We start from the raw sequence: 13869 nt of genomic DNA on the forward strand, positions 1-13869 counted from the left end.
GTATAGCGAACGTTGTCGCGTACGGGATACGCACAAGCGACATCGCGGTTCGACATCGTCCTCAGGCTGGCGACGGCGTGGTTGCCGCTGCCGTCTTCCCCGTGAGGTCGGTGATGACCGCGCCGATCAGCGCCCGTAACCAGCGGTGTGCGGGATCATGCCGATAGCGGACGTGCCAAGCCATTTCCACGGGAAAGCTGCCAAGGTCGACCGGAGCCGGCAGGATCTTCAGCCGGGGGTCGTGCATCAGCCGCCTGCAGATGAGCGAGGGCAAGGTGGCGCAATAGTCGGTCACGGCCACCATCTCGGCTACCGCGAAGAAGTTTGTCACGGAGATTGCGACGTCGCGCTTCAGCTGCTGCTGCGCCAGCGCCTGGAACAGCCCGGCGCGCATCCGTCCGGGCGGCACGATGTTGACATGCTTCATCGTCTCGAACTGCTCGCGCGTCATGACATCGCCGACGCCCGGATGGTCGGCACGGACGGCGCAGGCGAGCCCTTCGTCCATCAGGTGCTGGACGACGAGGTTGTCGGGCGGATCGACGATGCGGCCCAGCACGAGCGCCGTCGTGCCCGACACGACGCCTGTTTCCACAAGATCATTTCCGTAGGGCGTCAGACGAAGCTTTATGCCGGGGGCGACCTTCTCCAGGCGCGCCACGATAGCGGGAACGAGGACGAACTCGACATAGCCGTTTGGCGCGATCGTGAAGAGCCGTTCGGCCTGTACGGGGTCGAAGGCCTGCTGACCGAGGACCGCATTGTCGAGCTGCGCAAGTGCCTCGGCGATCAGCGGTGAGAGTTCAAGCGCGATCGGGGTCGGCTGGATGCCGTAGCGCTCGCGGACGAACAGTTGGTCCTGAAGCATCAGTCGTAGACGCGATAGGGCGTTAGACAGGGCGGGCTGTGTCATGCCCATGCGCTCGGCGGCCCGCGTGACGCTGCGCTCCTCCATCAACGCGACGAAGATCGGCAGCAGGTTCAGATCGTAGCGCATGCAGTCATCCTGTTAGCGCTATATCTGAAATCAGAAATACAAACTTCTGGAATATGTCAACGAGGCCCATTTCCCATCCATCGGCGACGGACGCCGCGAACATGGAGGTTCAGATGAGCAAGGGACAGGTTCTCGTTCTTGGATCGAACGCGACGCAGATCAGTCTGCGTGGCGGCGGTACGGCGACGGTCGGTCAGTATCTCAACGAGACGGCAGTCCCCGCGCTGGCACTGCTCGACGCCGGCTATGATATTGTTCTCGCTACGCCCAACGGGACCAAGCCGCACATCGACGCCGGCTCCGACACGAAGGACCACTTCGGCGGTGATGAGGCGGCATACCAGCGCGCCAAGGACTTCTTCGCCAGCCACCCGGTCATGAACGACGTCCGCACGCTGAAATCGGTCGTCGACGAGGGTCTGGACGGATTCGTTGGCGTGTTCGTGCCGGGCGGCCACGCTCCCATCGTCGACCTGATGCAGGATCACGACGCGGGCACGATCCTCCGTCACTTCCACACGGCGGCCAAGCCGACCGCGCTCCTCTGCCACGGACCGGTTGCCGTTGTCTCTACGCTCGACGATGCTCCGGCCTTCCGCAAGGCGCTGGAGGAAGGTGATGACGCCGGGGCGGCCGACCTGGCGCGAGACTGGATCTACGCAGGTTACCGCATGACAGTCTTTTCGGCGAGCGAGGAAAAGATCGCCGAGGAGCAAGTGCTGAAGGGCGAACTCTACTTCGACATGGAAAAGGCGCTGCGGTCGGCCGGTGGCGACGTCTCTGTCACCGACAAGAACTTCGCTTCGAATGTCGTCGTGGACCGGGAACTGATCACGGGTCAGAATCCCGCGTCGGACCGGGCCATGGCCGACGCGTTGATCGAAGCCCTCGATCGCGCCGCTGCGTGAGTACCAGGATGACGGGCGGGGCGCTCAGGATACGCCCCGCTTCGGACATAACCAGGAGAGGGTATGGTGCCATGACCGCCAACGTGAAGATCGTCGCCGTCCTAACCGCCCGTGCGGATACCGTCGACCGCCTGCGCGCTCTGCTCGACGCCATGCTAAAGCCGAGCCGTGCCGAGCCGGGCAATTTGCGCTACGATCTCTGGCAGGACCAGAGCGATCCGAACCGCTTCGTCCTCGACGAGCTGTACGCGGACGCGGATGCGGTTACCGCCCACCGCGCGACGCCCCACTTCCAAAACTATCTGTCTCAGATCGGCGATCTGGCCGAGCGCGCCGCGTTTGTCCTCAACCCCGTCTCGTCAACCTGAGGAGCTGCCACTGGGCAAGCCTGAAGAATGGGTGGGTGCGGCACGGCCTGTAAAGGCGTTCGACACAGACGTGTTGCGGCTGACCGGCCTGTTGGCACCTGCGCTTCGCGCCGGGCTCTTGGGCCTCATTCATCTACGCGCCTATCGCTGGCGCGGGGCCGCGATCCGGCGAAAAATCAACAACTGACTTGAAGGAATACAGTCGTGACCAAGGGTATCGAAGGCAAGGTCGTTCTCATTACCGGCGGCAGCACCGGCATCGGCGCGGAAACCGCGCGGCTTCTCGCGGAACGCGGCGCCAAGGTGGCCATCGCCGCGCGGCGCAAGGACAGGCTCGACGAGGTCGTCGCGGACATCGCCGCAAGCGGCGGCACGGCACGTAGCTACGCGCTGGACGTGACCGACAAATCGGCGGTCCAGTCCGTCGTCGCCGCAATCATTGCCGACTTCGGCCGCCTCGACGTGCTGATCAACAACGCCGGGCTGATGCCGATCCGTCCGATGGCCGAGGTCAACACCGACGAGTGGGACCAGATGATCGACGTCAATCTGAAGGGTACGCTCTACGGCATCGCGGCGGCCCTTCCCAGTTTTCTCGAGCAGGGCAGCGGTCACATCATCAACTTGAGCTCGGTTGCGGGCATCAAGGTCTTCGCACCGGGCGGCACGGTCTACTCCGGCACCAAGTTCGCCGTCAGCGCGATCAGCGAGGGCTTGCGCCACGAGGTGGGGGAAAAGGTCCGGGTCACGTCAATCGAGCCTGGAGCTGTCGAAAGCGATTTGAAGTTCACGACCTCTGGCACGGCTGCCGAGACGGTACTGGACTTCTACAAGCAGGCCATCCCGGCGGCATCGGTGGCGCGTGCTATCGCGTTCGCTGTCGAACAACCTGATGACGTCGACGTCAACGCGATCGTCATCCGGCCGACCGCACAGCAGTTCTGATTTCGACGAGGAGGCGGGGCCGCGTGGGCTCCGCCTCATGGGGAACGGACCGGCCCGCTCGTCCGTTACTTTGCCGAATATCTGTCCGTTTCACTTGAGGAGTCGTTTATGCCCAAACTTGCCCTGTATGTACCCCTGAAGGCCAAGCCCGGAAAAGAGCGCGATGTCGCCGATTTCCTGACCTCGGCATTGCCGCTCGTTCAAGCTGAGCCGGGCACGCTGACCTGGTATGCGATCGAGGAAGGCCCGGGTGCGTACGCGATCTTCGATACGTTCGACACCGAGGAGGATCGGCAGGCCCATCTTGACGGCAAGGTTGCCGCCGCACTGATGGACAAGGCAGAAGAACTGTTTTCCGAACCGCCGCAGATTCACAAGTTCACCCTGCTGGCGGCGAAATAGCGAAGCGGTCGGCACCCTAAGCTGCCGTTTGAATGCGGGGTAAGGCTCGTGTTTCCATCCGGAATGGATGGCCCGGCCGAATCGGGAAATGAATAACTGAATAAGACAGGTCATCCGCGATAGTGGATGGCCTTGTCTTTTGCGCTTATCACACCTCTGAAATTACTGATAAGGCGCCGTTGATGTGTCGCGACGTAACGGCACATTAGTTCGCGGAAGATTCTTGAGCACATCGATTTGGCGCGTTATTCGGCTGTTCTGGCCCAGTCATTCAGAATACCACCGGGAATCGATCCCAGGATGGCCCTACGGGAAGGAACCTCTCAGGTAGCAGAAGGTTCAGGAAACTGAGATCACGTGAAAGGGTGCGATGTCCTCCGCCGTTGCGATGGCCCGGATCGACAGCACGGTCTCGATTTGATGACGCGTTGAGAAGGGCTGCGAAACGAAAAGATCCGTGAAAGCTGTCGTGTACAACGGGCCCAAAGATGTTTCTGTCAATACCATCGATGATCCCAAGATCGAAAAGCAGACCGATGTTATCATCCGGCTGACCACGACCAATATCTGCGGGTCGGACCGTCACATGTATGAAGGCCGTATCAGCTTAGCCGGGCGTGCTTGAGGGTCGCACCTTGACGTCCTACCCGACGCTGAAGGTCGATATCGAGAACGCCGGCGGTGCATGGACCAATGAGGAAGTCGTGGTCGACAACGGCCTTGTTACCAGCCGCGATCCCAATGATTTGCCCGCCTTCTGTGCCAAACTCGTTGAGGAAATCGCAGAAGGTGTCGGCGCAGCGCTCGCAGCAGGGAATTAAGACGGGGCGTTTCGACGAACCATGTGAGGGCCCTCTCCCTAAAGAAGGTCCGCACAAAGCAAGCGTGGCGGATGGCCAGCGATTGGCCGTCCGCCACGCCGCGTATCACACGAACACGGCGCACCTGACGGGCACTCAAACCCTAAGCCGCGTCAACCGCGGTGACACATCGCCGGCTCCCGCTTCCAGATTCGACCCATTCCAACGTGTGGTTGAGATGCACCTGATCGAACGTGCGTTCGGCCAGATTTACGACCTAAAGCGCCGCCTTGAGATAGCGGGCGGTGAGACTGCCTTCCGCTTCCGCAACGACGCCAGGGACGCCGCTGGCAACGATACGGCCCCCATCTTCCCCGGCCCCCGGTCCCAGGTCGATGATCCAGTCCGTCTGCGTGATGGCGCGCATGTCATGTTCGACGACTACGACGGTATTGCCGGCGTCTACGAGGCCCTGCAGGTGTTGCATCAGCCGGTCGCCATCGGAGGGGTGAAGCCCCGAAGTTGGCTCGTCGAGGATGTAGATCGTGTTGCCGCGTTGAGCGCGTTGCAGTTCAGTCGCCAGCTTGATGCGCTGCGCCTCCCCGCCAGACAGCTCGGTCGCCGGCTGACCGAGCCTCAGATAGCCAAGACCGATCTCCCGCAACACGTCGAGGGAGCGCATCACAGATGCCTCGCCAGCGAAGAAATCGCACGCGTCGTCGACCGTCAGTTCGAGCACCTGGGCGATATTGCGCCCGTTCCATTCGACTTCGAGCGTTTGCGGGTTGTAGCGAGAGCCATGACAGGTCGAGCACGGGGCAAAAACGCTCGGCAGGAACAGCAGCTCCACCATGACGTATCCCTCGCCCTCGCACACGGGGCAGCGGCCTTGCGCGACGTTGAACGAGAACCTTCCCGGGCTGTAGTGCCGCCGGCAGGCGAGCGGCGTATCAGCGAAGATCCGTCGCACATGGTCGAACATGCCGCTGTAGGTGGATAGGTTCGAGCGCGGCGTGCGGCCGATCGGTTTCTGATCGACCCGCACCAGCCTGCGAACATGCTCCATGCCTGCGACAATGCGTCCTTCAGTGTCGTTCTGCGCAACATCGAGCAGCGGATCGATATCCTCCTCCTCGGCCACGGGGGAGCCGCCGAGGTGTTCCGTGACGAGCTCGGGCAGCGCCTGACTGACAAGACTGGATTTGCCCGATCCCGAAACGCCGGTGACAGCGGTGAAGCAGCCGATGGGAAACTCGACGTCGAGACCATGGAGATTGTTCCGCCTGATCCCTTCCAGGCGTAGCCATGCCTTGGGATCGCGCGGCGTGCGCTCACTGCGGAGCGGCTCTGCGAACAGGTAGCGGCGGGTGATCGAAGTCTCGACGTCGGCAAGCCCCTCTATCGGCCCGCTGTAGAGGACTTCACCGCCCTTTTCCCCGGCTCCTGGCCCGACATCGACGAGCCATTCCGCGCGGCGGATCACGTCGAGATCATGTTCGACGACGAACAGGGAGTTGCCCGCCGCCTTGAGACGCTCGAGAATGGTGAGCAAGGCTTCGCCATCTGCCGGGTGCAACCCTGCCGAAGGCTCGTCAAGCACATAGACCACGCCGAAAAGCTGTGACGACAATTGCGTGGCAAGCCGCAAGCGCTGCAGCTCTCCGGAGGAGAGCGTCGGCGTGCTGCGGGCGAGCGAAATGTAGCCAAGGCCAAGATCGATCAGCGGCTCTAGCCGCTCGATCAATTCGCAGGCAAGGCGTTGGGCGGCGATCCGCTTCTCGTCGGAGAGATTGGGCGTGCGGCGTACGTCGGGCGCGCTCTTGTGCGCAGAGCCGCCCGCCGCAACCCGTTGTTCGACCGCTGCATCGCGGGCCGCTTTTTCCAGAACATGGCCCTTTGAGGGGGCGGAGACCGCCCCATACGCGCCATGCGCGACGGGCATCAGCAAATCCTTCAGCTTGAGCACCGTCAGGTCACCGAACTCGGCAATGTCGAGGCCGACGAATTTGACCGACAGGGCTTCGCGCTTCAGGCGCTTGCCATCGCAGGTCGGGCAATCGCGGCCGATGATATATTGCGAGACGCGCTTCTTCATCAGCGCGCTTTTAGTGTTGGCGAAGGTTTCCAGCACATAGCGGCGCGCGCCGGTGAAGGTGCCCTGGTAGCTCGGCTCCATGCGGCGCTTGAGCGCCGTCCGGGTCTGTTCGGGCGTCAGGCCCGCATAGACCGGCACCGTCGGCGCCTCGTCGGTAAAGAGAATCCAGTCGCGATCCTTCTTCGGCAGATCGCGCCACGGCGTGTCGACATCATAGCCGAGCGACACGAGGATATCGCGCAGGTTCTGGCCATGCCATGCCGCCGGCCAAGCGGCGACTGCGCGTTCCCGGATCGTCAGCGTGTCGTCAGGAACCATCGTCTCTTCGGTCGCGTCATATATGCGGCCGATACCGTGGCAGGTCGCGCAGGCCCCCGCGACCGTGTTGGGGGAGAAATCCTCCGCATAGAGCATGGGTTGATGGCGCGGATATTCGCCGACGCGCGAATAGAGCATCCGCACCAGGCTGGAGAGAGTCGTCACGCTGCCGACCGAGGATCGCGCGTTGGCCGAGCCGCGCTGCTGCTGCTGCAACGCGACCGCAGGCGGCAAACCGTCGATCGCATCGACCTCCGGCACGCCGGCCTGGTCGATCAGGCGACGGGCATAGGGCGCAACCGATTCCAGATAACGCCGCTGGGCTTCGGCATAAAGGGTGCCGAACGCGAGCGATGACTTGCCCGAGCCGGATATGCCGGTGAACACCACGAAGGCGTCGCGCGGTACATCGACGTCAACATTCTTGAGGTTATTCTGGCGCGCGCCGCGAACCTGCACGCAAGCGGGCGGCCCCGTATGCCCATGATCGGTGGCCGGCGTCGTCGCGTGAATATCCTTGCTCTTCAATTCAGTTTTCTGCCCTATACGCCCGTGCGGCCTGTGGTTCATCACAGTCGGGTAACAGATGAATGCATTTCCGACTCAATACATCCAACGGCCAGGCTGGCCCGATGTTCGGCACCTTTGAAATATTTTTCCAGCATTGGACAAAGGTTACGACAAAACCATTTTTCCCGTTGGGTCGCGCGACGAGGCCACACGCACTCCACTGGTAAGCGCCTGGGCCAGGCGGCCCTGGTCCATGCCGCTATCGGCATGTAACGACCGCACTTCGGCGCTTGTTACCGCATCGCGACGCGTTGCCCATTTTGCCAGAGCGCGCGTCATCATGGCCGGGGTCGGGCCATGATGACGGCCGAGTTGTCGATCCGAGCGCCTCGCGCCGCTTCGGATCGGCGGGTCAGTAGTGAATGACCGTGCGGATCGACTTGCCTTCGTGCATCAGTGCGAAGGCCTCGTTGATTTCCTCCAAACCCATCGTGTGGGTTACGAATGGGGCCAGATCGATATCGCCTCTCATCGCGTCCTCGACCATTCCGGGGAGCTGTGTCCGTCCCTTGACGCCACCGAACGCGGACCCCTTCCATACGCGGCCCGTGACGAGCTGGAATGGGCGGGTGGAGATTTCCTCGCCAGCGCCGGCAACGCCAATCACGATCGACTGACCCCAGCCACGGTGCGCTGATTCAAGCGCGGCGCGCATGACGTGGACGTTGCCGATGCACTCGAAGGTATGATCGATGCCCCAGCCCGTCATCTCGATCAGCACTTGCTGGATGGGCTTGTCATGGTCCTTGGGGTTGATGCACTCGGTCGCACCGAACTGGCGTGCCAGCTCGAACTTGGACGGATTGGTGTCGATGGCGATGATGCGACCCGCCTTCGCCTGGCGCGCACCCTGCATCGCCGCGAGGCCGATGCCGCCGAGGCCGAACACGGCAACCGAGTCTCCGGGCTGGACCTTGGCGGTATTGTGGACTGCGCCGATGCCGGTCGTGACGCCGCAGCCGAGCAGGCAGACATGTTCGGGGTTTGCCTCGGGATTGATCTTGGCGAGCGAGACTTCGGCGACGACCGTATATTCACTGAAGGTTGAACAGCCCATGTAATGATAGAGGGGCTGACCATTGTACGAAAAGCGGGTGGTCCCATCGGGCATTAAGCCCTTGCCCTGCGTTTCGCGGACAGCGACGCACAGGTTGGTCTTGCCCGACAGGCAGAAGTCGCACTTGCCGCACTCGGCGGTGTAGAGCGGAATCACGTGATCGCCCGGTCCGACGCTGGTGACGCCTTCACCGATCTCGACAACGATGCCCGCGCCCTCGTGGCCCAGAACCACCGGGAAAACACCCTCCGGATCACTCCCCGCCAGCGTGTACGCGTCGGTGTGGCACACACCGGTGTGCGTCACCCGTATAAGGACTTCGCCTTTCCGGGGTGGGGCGACATCGATCTCGACGATTTCGAGTGGCTTGCCCGCCTCGAAGGCTACAGCGGCGCGAGATTTCATGTTGGGATACCCTCGTTGAGTTGAACCGATTGCTGGTGCGAGGCCGTCGCGTCAGCGCAAATTCGTCGACATTCTCATACTGGCAGGGAGTATCTTTATCATACTCCCCAGCAGTATACAAGAGGTGTCCTAACGAGGATCTCAAACCAGAGAAGGCAGCAGGGGCTGGCTTCTGAGTGCGGGAGAACACGGGCGCGAAAATGGGCCTGAAATTGTCATTTAAGATAAGTACGCAGAATCTTCATTACGCCCTCCACGCCGTCATCGTGATCGCCACCTGCGCCTCCGACGGCCCGATTTGCGCCCGCACCGAATGTTTCCCTGAGATGACTCTGCATCACTTCTGCCATCAGTCCATTTGTCGCACCACGCATGGCGACAATTTGCTGCAGCAGGGGAGCGCAATCGGCCCCCGCTTCGATCGCGCGTTCCAGAGCGTCCGCCTGACCCTTGATACGCCGCAAGCGTGTGATGGCTCGCTTCTTGTCCTCTGATGAATGTGGCATCGCGTTTTCCCGAGAAATCGCTGAAGCATACTATACAGGGGGGGAGTTTCAATCCTGCACGGAGCCGGGCGTTTTTCAATCGGGCGAGGTTCCGGTCATGCTCTCAAGCCTGCGCCACGAGCAGCCCTGGCATGGGCGCCGAGGGTCCGATCCTCTGTCGGGGAAGGGGGGAGTGATCGCTCACCCCCCCGGTATGCCGGTCAGACCGTAACGACGACCTTGCCGATCTGGTCGTTCGATTCGAGGAAGCGGTGAGCGTCCTGGATGGCGTCGAGCGGGAAAGTGCGCGCGATCCGCGGCTTGAGCGCGCCCGATTCCAGACCCGCCACGATGAAAGCCTTGGCGCGATCGAGGGCGGCATCGTCCGAGACGATCTCGCTGTAGAGATACCCCTTGAGCGTGAGGCTCTTGCCCAGCACGGAGAACAACGGGAACGGCGTCGGTTCGCCGCTGAGCGCGCCATATTCGAGCAGGATGCCGCCGCGTGCCATGCTCTCGGTCAGCGGCTCGAACGACGGGCCGCCGACCGGATCGAGCACCACGCGCGCACCCTGACCATCGGTTATCTCCATCACCCTCGCTACCAGGTCCTCTTCCCCGGTCGCGACGACATGATGCGCACCGGCATCGATCAGGGCCTGGCGCTTGGCGCCGGTACGCGTCGTCGCGATTACCGTCGCGCCGACCATCCGCGCAATCTGGAAGACAGCAAGGCCGACGCTGCTGGAGGCAGCTGTGACGATGACGAAATCGCCCTCGCCGAGTTTCGCCTGCTCCACCAGTGCACCCCAGGCGGTGACATACTGCATCCACACGGCCGCCGCTTCCTCGAACGACAGCGCCGCCGGATGCTTGACGACGAGGCGGGCGGGCACGTTGGCGACCTCGCCATAGGTGCCCCAACGCGCGATATCGAGCGGGGGGATGACGCTGACGGCTTCGCCTTCCGCAAACCCGGTAACGTCGGCGCCGACCGTAACGACGGTGCCGGCGGCCTCGTAGCCGAGGCGGCTCGGGAACTCGGCTTCCTGAAGGTAGGCATGGTTGCGGAACATCACCTCGGCACGGTTTATGCCAATCGCCTTCACCGCGATCTGCACCTCGTCGGCCGCGGGCGCGGGCACTGCCACATCTTCAATCCTGAGGACGCTGGCGTCGCCATAATCGTGGATACGGACGATGCGGCTCATTGGAGACTCCTTGATTATTGAATGATCGTTCTGTAAGGGAGCGAACTACCCGATTCAAGATATTATTTATCGATCGTTCCATATCGTGCACCAGAGATGACAGAGACGAAAGCCCGTCGCCGCGCAGGTCGCCCTCGTGTGTTCGACACTGACGCTGCGCTCGACAAGGCGGTACGGCTGTTCTGGCAGCGCGGCTACGAAGCGACATCGATGGCCGATCTGGTGGCGGAGACTGGCGTCGCCGCCGCAAGTCTCTATGCAGCGTTTGACAACAAGGCGGGGCTGTTTGCGGCGGTGATCGAGCGCTACGCCGCGACGTTCAGCGTCCACCTCTATGCACCCATCAACGATCCGGCGTTGTCCACCTACGAGGCCGTCAAAGGCCTGCTGGAACGGGCGGCGTCATCATTCTCGGAACCCGGAACGCCGGCCGGCTGCTTCATGTATTCAGCAGCGGCAGCCGTTTCGCCGGCGTCCGCCGCCATCGAATGCCTGCTGCGCGACAAGCGTATCGCGGCGGAGGCCCTCCTGATCGAGCGTCTGCAACGCGGCGCCGCGCAGGGCGAGCTTGCGGCCCACTCCGATCCGGCCGTGCTAGGCAAATTCATCAATACGGTCATGGAAGGCATGTCCGTTCAGGCGCGCGACGGCGCTACGATCAACGAACTGCTCTCCATCGCCAGAATGGCACTCGATCGATGGCCGGCCGCGATATGATCGCTACATGGTGGTCATCTGCCAATCCGCCTCCCGCGACCGAACAGTCGAACTCATCTCATAGGACAAAAGCACATGAAACACGTGACATTGCCCGGCGGGGAAGTGGTTCCTTCGATGGGTCAAGGCACCTGGAAGATGGGCGAACGTGCCGAACGGCGATCCGATGAGATCGCCGCGCTGCGCGCGGGTGTCGAGCTGGGCATGACGCTCGTCGATACCGCCGAAATGTATGGCGATGGTGCGGCGGAAACGCTGATCTGCGAGGCGCTGGGCAGCCTTCGCGACCAGTTGTTCCTCGTCAGCAAGGCGTATCCACAGAACGCATCGCGCTCCCGCCTTGCCGGTGCGTGCGAGGCGAGCCTGAAGCGGCTCGGCACCGATCGGCTCGACCTCTACCTGCTCCACTGGCGTGGATCGGTGCCGCTCGCTGAGACGATAGAGGCAATGGAGGCGCTGAAATCGGCAGGAAAGATTCGGCATTGGGGTGTCAGCAACCTCGATACCGACGATATGGACGAGCTTGTCGCTGCCGGCGGGGATGGCTGCGTGACCGATCAGATCCTATACAATCTCGTCCGTCGAGGCCCTGAGTTGGACCTGTTGCCGTGGCTCGCACAGCACAAAGTGCCAGTGATGGCGTATAGTCCCGTCGAGCAGGGACGCCTCACAAGCCATCCCGCCCTCGACAAAGTAGCGGCCCAGGTTGGCGGAACCCCTGCGCAGGTCGCACTTGCCTGGACGTTGCGCCACGATGGCCTTATCGCCATCCCGAAAGCAAGTTCGATTGCACATGTGCGGGAGAACCGCGCTGCCGCAGATATCGTCCTCTCCGACGCCGACCTTGCGACACTTGATGCGGCATTTCCCCGGCCAGCGGGCCGTCGCCCACTCGAAATGCTGTAGCGTCAGATGGCGACATCCTCTCTCAAAGCAACCGAACGCAAATCGGATCGCCTCGGGGCGTTCATGGACGCGGTGCTTGCGATCGCGATCACCTTTCCTGCGGTGGAGCTGCGTGCACCGAAGCCTGAAGAGGGCGATCTCGCAGCGGCGTATCTGAAGCTGGCGCCGGAGTACGGCACCTACGTCCTCAGCGTGATCCTGATCGGCCTCTACTGGGCGCACAGCCATTTCAGCGGCAAGCTGCTGGAGAAGACCGACCACGGCTACAATCTGCTGAGCATCGGCTTTCTGGCTGCCGTCAGCATCACTCCGTTTCCTGCGCGGCCGTTGGTCGAACACCTCGGCGGAGATGCGGAGAGCACCACCGCCGCCCAATGGTATCTGGGCGTAGCAGCGACACCGGCGACTTGGTGGTTTCTTCGTTGGGTATACGCCACCGCGAGAGGTCTTCCCGATCGAAGGCTGACCGAGGCTTATCTTCGCCGCCTTACCATCAAATATGGCCTAACTGCCGGAGCCTATTGGGCAGCGTTCGTCTTGGCATTCTGGAATTGGCGTGCTGGACTGATCGTCGCGGGGATCGTTACGTTGAGCTATATCGTTCCGCCAGCAAAGCCCAGCTACAAGCCAGGCCAAGAACCGGAGAATGGCTGAGACCGGCTATAGACCCGGCACGGCGGATGCTCACATCGGCTAATCAATCCAGGATCTTGTCGATCGTGATCGGTAAGGACCGCACCCGCTTACCGGTCGCGTGATAGATCGCGTTGGCGATCGCAGCGGCGGTGCCGACGATGCCGATCTCGCCAAGTCCTTTGACCCCGAGCGGGGTCACTTCGGAATCGGGTTCATCGACGAAGATCACCTGGATATCGTGGATGTCGGCATGCACGGGCACATGGTATTCGCCAAAATTGTGGTTCATCCAGCGCCCCAGCCGGTGGTCGGGGAAGGTCTCCTCGTGAAGCGCCATGCCCATGCCCATCACCACGCCGCCGAGAATCTGACTGCGCGCGGTTTTCGGGTTGATGATGCGGCCTGCGGCGACCGCATCGACGATGCGGGTGACGCGCACCACACCCAGTTCCTCGTCCACCTTCACCTCTGCAAAGATCGCGCTGTGGGTGTTCTTTGACTTGTGCAGACCCTTCCACATGTCGCCGAACCCGGGCGCCGCGGTCTCCTCTTCCGCGATCTCCGTCAGGTCCGCGGCGCGCATCGCGTCGCTGAACGGCACCCGAACGGTCGGCGCGTCCTTCAGCACGATGCAGCCGTCCTCGAAGAACACGTCGTCTATCTTCGCGTCGCCAAGCGGTGCACCGGCGATCTTGCCGGCCGCCTTCAGGAGCTTCTTGCCGACCGCCTGGCATGCGAGCTGTACCGCCGCACCGGTCGATGCCGCCCCCCACGATCCACCTTCGACCGGGGCGGTCGGCAGGTCTGAGTCGCCCAGCTTGGCGGTGATCTGCTCGGGCGGCTGGCGTACGGGTGAGCGTGGATGCTGCCGTGGATGCGGGGGCGCTGGCACGGGTGCTGTCGGTGCTGCGATGAACCCGGCGCCAATACCGCTGCCGACACGGGTGTTCCTGGCATGCGGCGTGACCGACATGCGCAAGGGGTTCGACGGTCTGGCAGTGCTGGTGCAGCAGTGCTGGCGCAGGATCCGCATTCGGGTGCCGATCGCG

14 protein-coding genes and 2 pseudogenes are annotated in these 13869 nt (G+C 62.5%); 10 read left to right on the top strand and 6 right to left on the bottom strand.

Features of this window, described 5'->3' with window-relative positions:
- Window positions 1-61: 61 nt before the first annotated feature.
- Window positions 62-997 (bottom strand): LysR family transcriptional regulator, encoded by a 936-nt coding sequence (locus ACFSC3_RS10985; protein WP_380940450.1) that lies wholly within the window; start codon window positions 995-997, stop codon window positions 62-64.
- Between the two features lie 113 nt (window positions 998-1110).
- On the opposite strand from ACFSC3_RS10985, the gene ACFSC3_RS10990 reads away from it, so the two are divergent.
- From ACFSC3_RS10990 to ACFSC3_RS11015, 6 genes and pseudogenes are all read left to right on the top strand, one after another.
- A complete protein-coding gene (locus tag ACFSC3_RS10990) occupies window positions 1111-1905 on the top strand; it encodes a type 1 glutamine amidotransferase domain-containing protein (RefSeq protein WP_380940451.1) in 795 nt (264 codons plus the stop codon).
- A gap of 71 nt (window positions 1906-1976) precedes the next feature.
- Window positions 1977-2273: a putative quinol monooxygenase gene (locus tag ACFSC3_RS10995; RefSeq protein ID WP_380940452.1), complete on the top strand. Its 297-nt coding sequence runs from the start codon at window positions 1977-1979 to the stop codon at window positions 2271-2273.
- Window positions 2274-2477: 204 nt separating this feature from the next.
- Complete coding sequence (locus ACFSC3_RS11000) at window positions 2478-3218, top strand: SDR family oxidoreductase (protein ID WP_380940453.1); 741 nt, start codon at window positions 2478-2480, stop codon at window positions 3216-3218.
- Window positions 3219-3326: 108 nt separating this feature from the next.
- Entirely contained in the window at window positions 3327-3620 is a 294-nt protein-coding gene (locus tag ACFSC3_RS11005; protein WP_009823882.1) for a putative quinol monooxygenase, read from the top strand.
- 457 nt (window positions 3621-4077) lie between these two features.
- The gene (locus tag ACFSC3_RS11010; RefSeq protein ID WP_380940455.1) at window positions 4078-4245 is read left to right on the top strand and encodes a hypothetical protein; all 168 of its coding nucleotides are present in this window, start codon (window positions 4078-4080) and stop codon (window positions 4243-4245) included.
- Window positions 4238-4441, top strand: a pseudogene (locus ACFSC3_RS11015) (DJ-1/PfpI family protein); the annotation flags it as partial. The gene ACFSC3_RS11010 and the pseudogene ACFSC3_RS11015, both read left to right, overlap by 8 nt.
- 256 nt (window positions 4442-4697) lie before the next feature.
- Here the strand turns inward: ACFSC3_RS11015 and ACFSC3_RS11020 are convergent.
- The 4 genes from ACFSC3_RS11020 to ACFSC3_RS11035 all read right to left on the bottom strand — a co-directional run bounded on the left by ACFSC3_RS11020 (window position 4698) and on the right by ACFSC3_RS11035 (window position 10561).
- Window positions 4698-7403 (bottom strand): excinuclease ABC subunit UvrA, encoded by a 2706-nt coding sequence (locus tag ACFSC3_RS11020; protein WP_465270253.1) that lies wholly within the window; start codon window positions 7401-7403, stop codon window positions 4698-4700.
- A gap of 352 nt (window positions 7404-7755) precedes the next feature.
- On the bottom strand, window positions 7756-8865 hold the full coding sequence (locus tag ACFSC3_RS11025) for an S-(hydroxymethyl)glutathione dehydrogenase/class III alcohol dehydrogenase (protein WP_380940457.1): 1110 nt from the start codon (window positions 8863-8865) through the stop codon (window positions 7756-7758).
- Window positions 8866-9080: 215 nt separating this feature from the next.
- Window positions 9081-9371, bottom strand: a complete 291-nt coding sequence (locus ACFSC3_RS11030) for a metal/formaldehyde-sensitive transcriptional repressor (RefSeq protein WP_047820964.1) — start codon at window positions 9369-9371, stop codon at window positions 9081-9083.
- 200 nt (window positions 9372-9571) lie between these two features.
- On the bottom strand, window positions 9572-10561 hold the full coding sequence (locus ACFSC3_RS11035) for a zinc-dependent alcohol dehydrogenase family protein (RefSeq protein WP_380940458.1): 990 nt from the start codon (window positions 10559-10561) through the stop codon (window positions 9572-9574).
- Window positions 10562-10699: 138 nt separating this feature from the next.
- Here ACFSC3_RS11035 and ACFSC3_RS11040 point away from each other — a divergent pair, with 138 nt between their 5' ends.
- From ACFSC3_RS11040 to ACFSC3_RS11050, 3 genes are all read left to right on the top strand, one after another.
- Complete coding sequence (locus ACFSC3_RS11040; RefSeq protein ID WP_380940459.1) at window positions 10700-11278, top strand: TetR/AcrR family transcriptional regulator; 579 nt, start codon at window positions 10700-10702, stop codon at window positions 11276-11278.
- A 75-nt stretch (window positions 11279-11353) separates the two neighbouring features.
- Window positions 11354-12184 (top strand): aldo/keto reductase, encoded by an 831-nt coding sequence (locus ACFSC3_RS11045; protein WP_380940460.1) that lies wholly within the window; start codon window positions 11354-11356, stop codon window positions 12182-12184.
- Between the two features lie 6 nt (window positions 12185-12190).
- Window positions 12191-12838 (top strand): TMEM175 family protein, encoded by a 648-nt coding sequence (locus ACFSC3_RS11050; protein ID WP_380940461.1) that lies wholly within the window; start codon window positions 12191-12193, stop codon window positions 12836-12838.
- A gap of 43 nt (window positions 12839-12881) precedes the next feature.
- On the opposite strand, the gene ACFSC3_RS11055 is transcribed toward ACFSC3_RS11050, so the two are convergent.
- Window positions 12882-13793 carry a xanthine dehydrogenase family protein molybdopterin-binding subunit gene (locus ACFSC3_RS11055; RefSeq protein WP_380940463.1) on the bottom strand — a complete coding sequence of 304 codons (912 nt, stop codon included), beginning with the start codon at window positions 13791-13793 and terminating at the stop codon, window positions 12882-12884.
- Here ACFSC3_RS11055 and tnpB point away from each other — a divergent pair.
- Window positions 13732-13862, top strand: a pseudogene (gene tnpB, locus ACFSC3_RS11060) (IS66 family insertion sequence element accessory protein TnpB); the annotation flags it as partial. The gene ACFSC3_RS11055 and the pseudogene tnpB overlap by 62 nt on opposite strands.
- Window positions 13863-13869: the final 7 nt, after the last annotated feature.

Source organism: Sphingomonas floccifaciens, assembly GCF_042681125.1.
Lineage (GTDB): Bacteria > Pseudomonadota > Alphaproteobacteria > Sphingomonadales > Sphingomonadaceae > Sphingomonas > Sphingomonas floccifaciens.

Excerpts from the sequence above, each read along its gene's own strand:
- ACFSC3_RS10985 (WP_380940450.1), bottom strand. The coding sequence starts at position 997 with ATGCGCTACGATCTGAACCTGCTGCCGATCTTCGTCGCGTTGATGGAG.
- ACFSC3_RS10990 (WP_380940451.1), top strand. The coding sequence starts at position 1,111 with ATGAGCAAGGGACAGGTTCTCGTTCTTGGATCGAACGCGACGCAGATC.
- ACFSC3_RS10995 (WP_380940452.1), top strand. The coding sequence starts at position 1,977 with ATGACCGCCAACGTGAAGATCGTCGCCGTCCTAACCGCCCGTGCGGAT.
- ACFSC3_RS11005 (WP_009823882.1), top strand. The coding sequence starts at position 3,327 with ATGCCCAAACTTGCCCTGTATGTACCCCTGAAGGCCAAGCCCGGAAAA.
- ACFSC3_RS11020 (WP_465270253.1), bottom strand. The coding sequence starts at position 7,403 with ATGAACCACAGGCCGCACGGGCGTATAGGGCAGAAAACTGAATTGAAG.
- ACFSC3_RS11025 (WP_380940457.1), bottom strand. The coding sequence starts at position 8,865 with ATGAAATCTCGCGCCGCTGTAGCCTTCGAGGCGGGCAAGCCACTCGAA.
- ACFSC3_RS11030 (WP_047820964.1), bottom strand. The coding sequence starts at position 9,371 with ATGCCACATTCATCAGAGGACAAGAAGCGAGCCATCACACGCTTGCGG.
- ACFSC3_RS11035 (WP_380940458.1), bottom strand. The coding sequence starts at position 10,561 with ATGAGCCGCATCGTCCGTATCCACGATTATGGCGACGCCAGCGTCCTC.
- ACFSC3_RS11045 (WP_380940460.1), top strand. The coding sequence starts at position 11,354 with ATGAAACACGTGACATTGCCCGGCGGGGAAGTGGTTCCTTCGATGGGT.
- ACFSC3_RS11050 (WP_380940461.1), top strand. The coding sequence starts at position 12,191 with ATGGCGACATCCTCTCTCAAAGCAACCGAACGCAAATCGGATCGCCTC.
- ACFSC3_RS11055 (WP_380940463.1), bottom strand. The coding sequence starts at position 13,793 with ATGTCGGTCACGCCGCATGCCAGGAACACCCGTGTCGGCAGCGGTATT.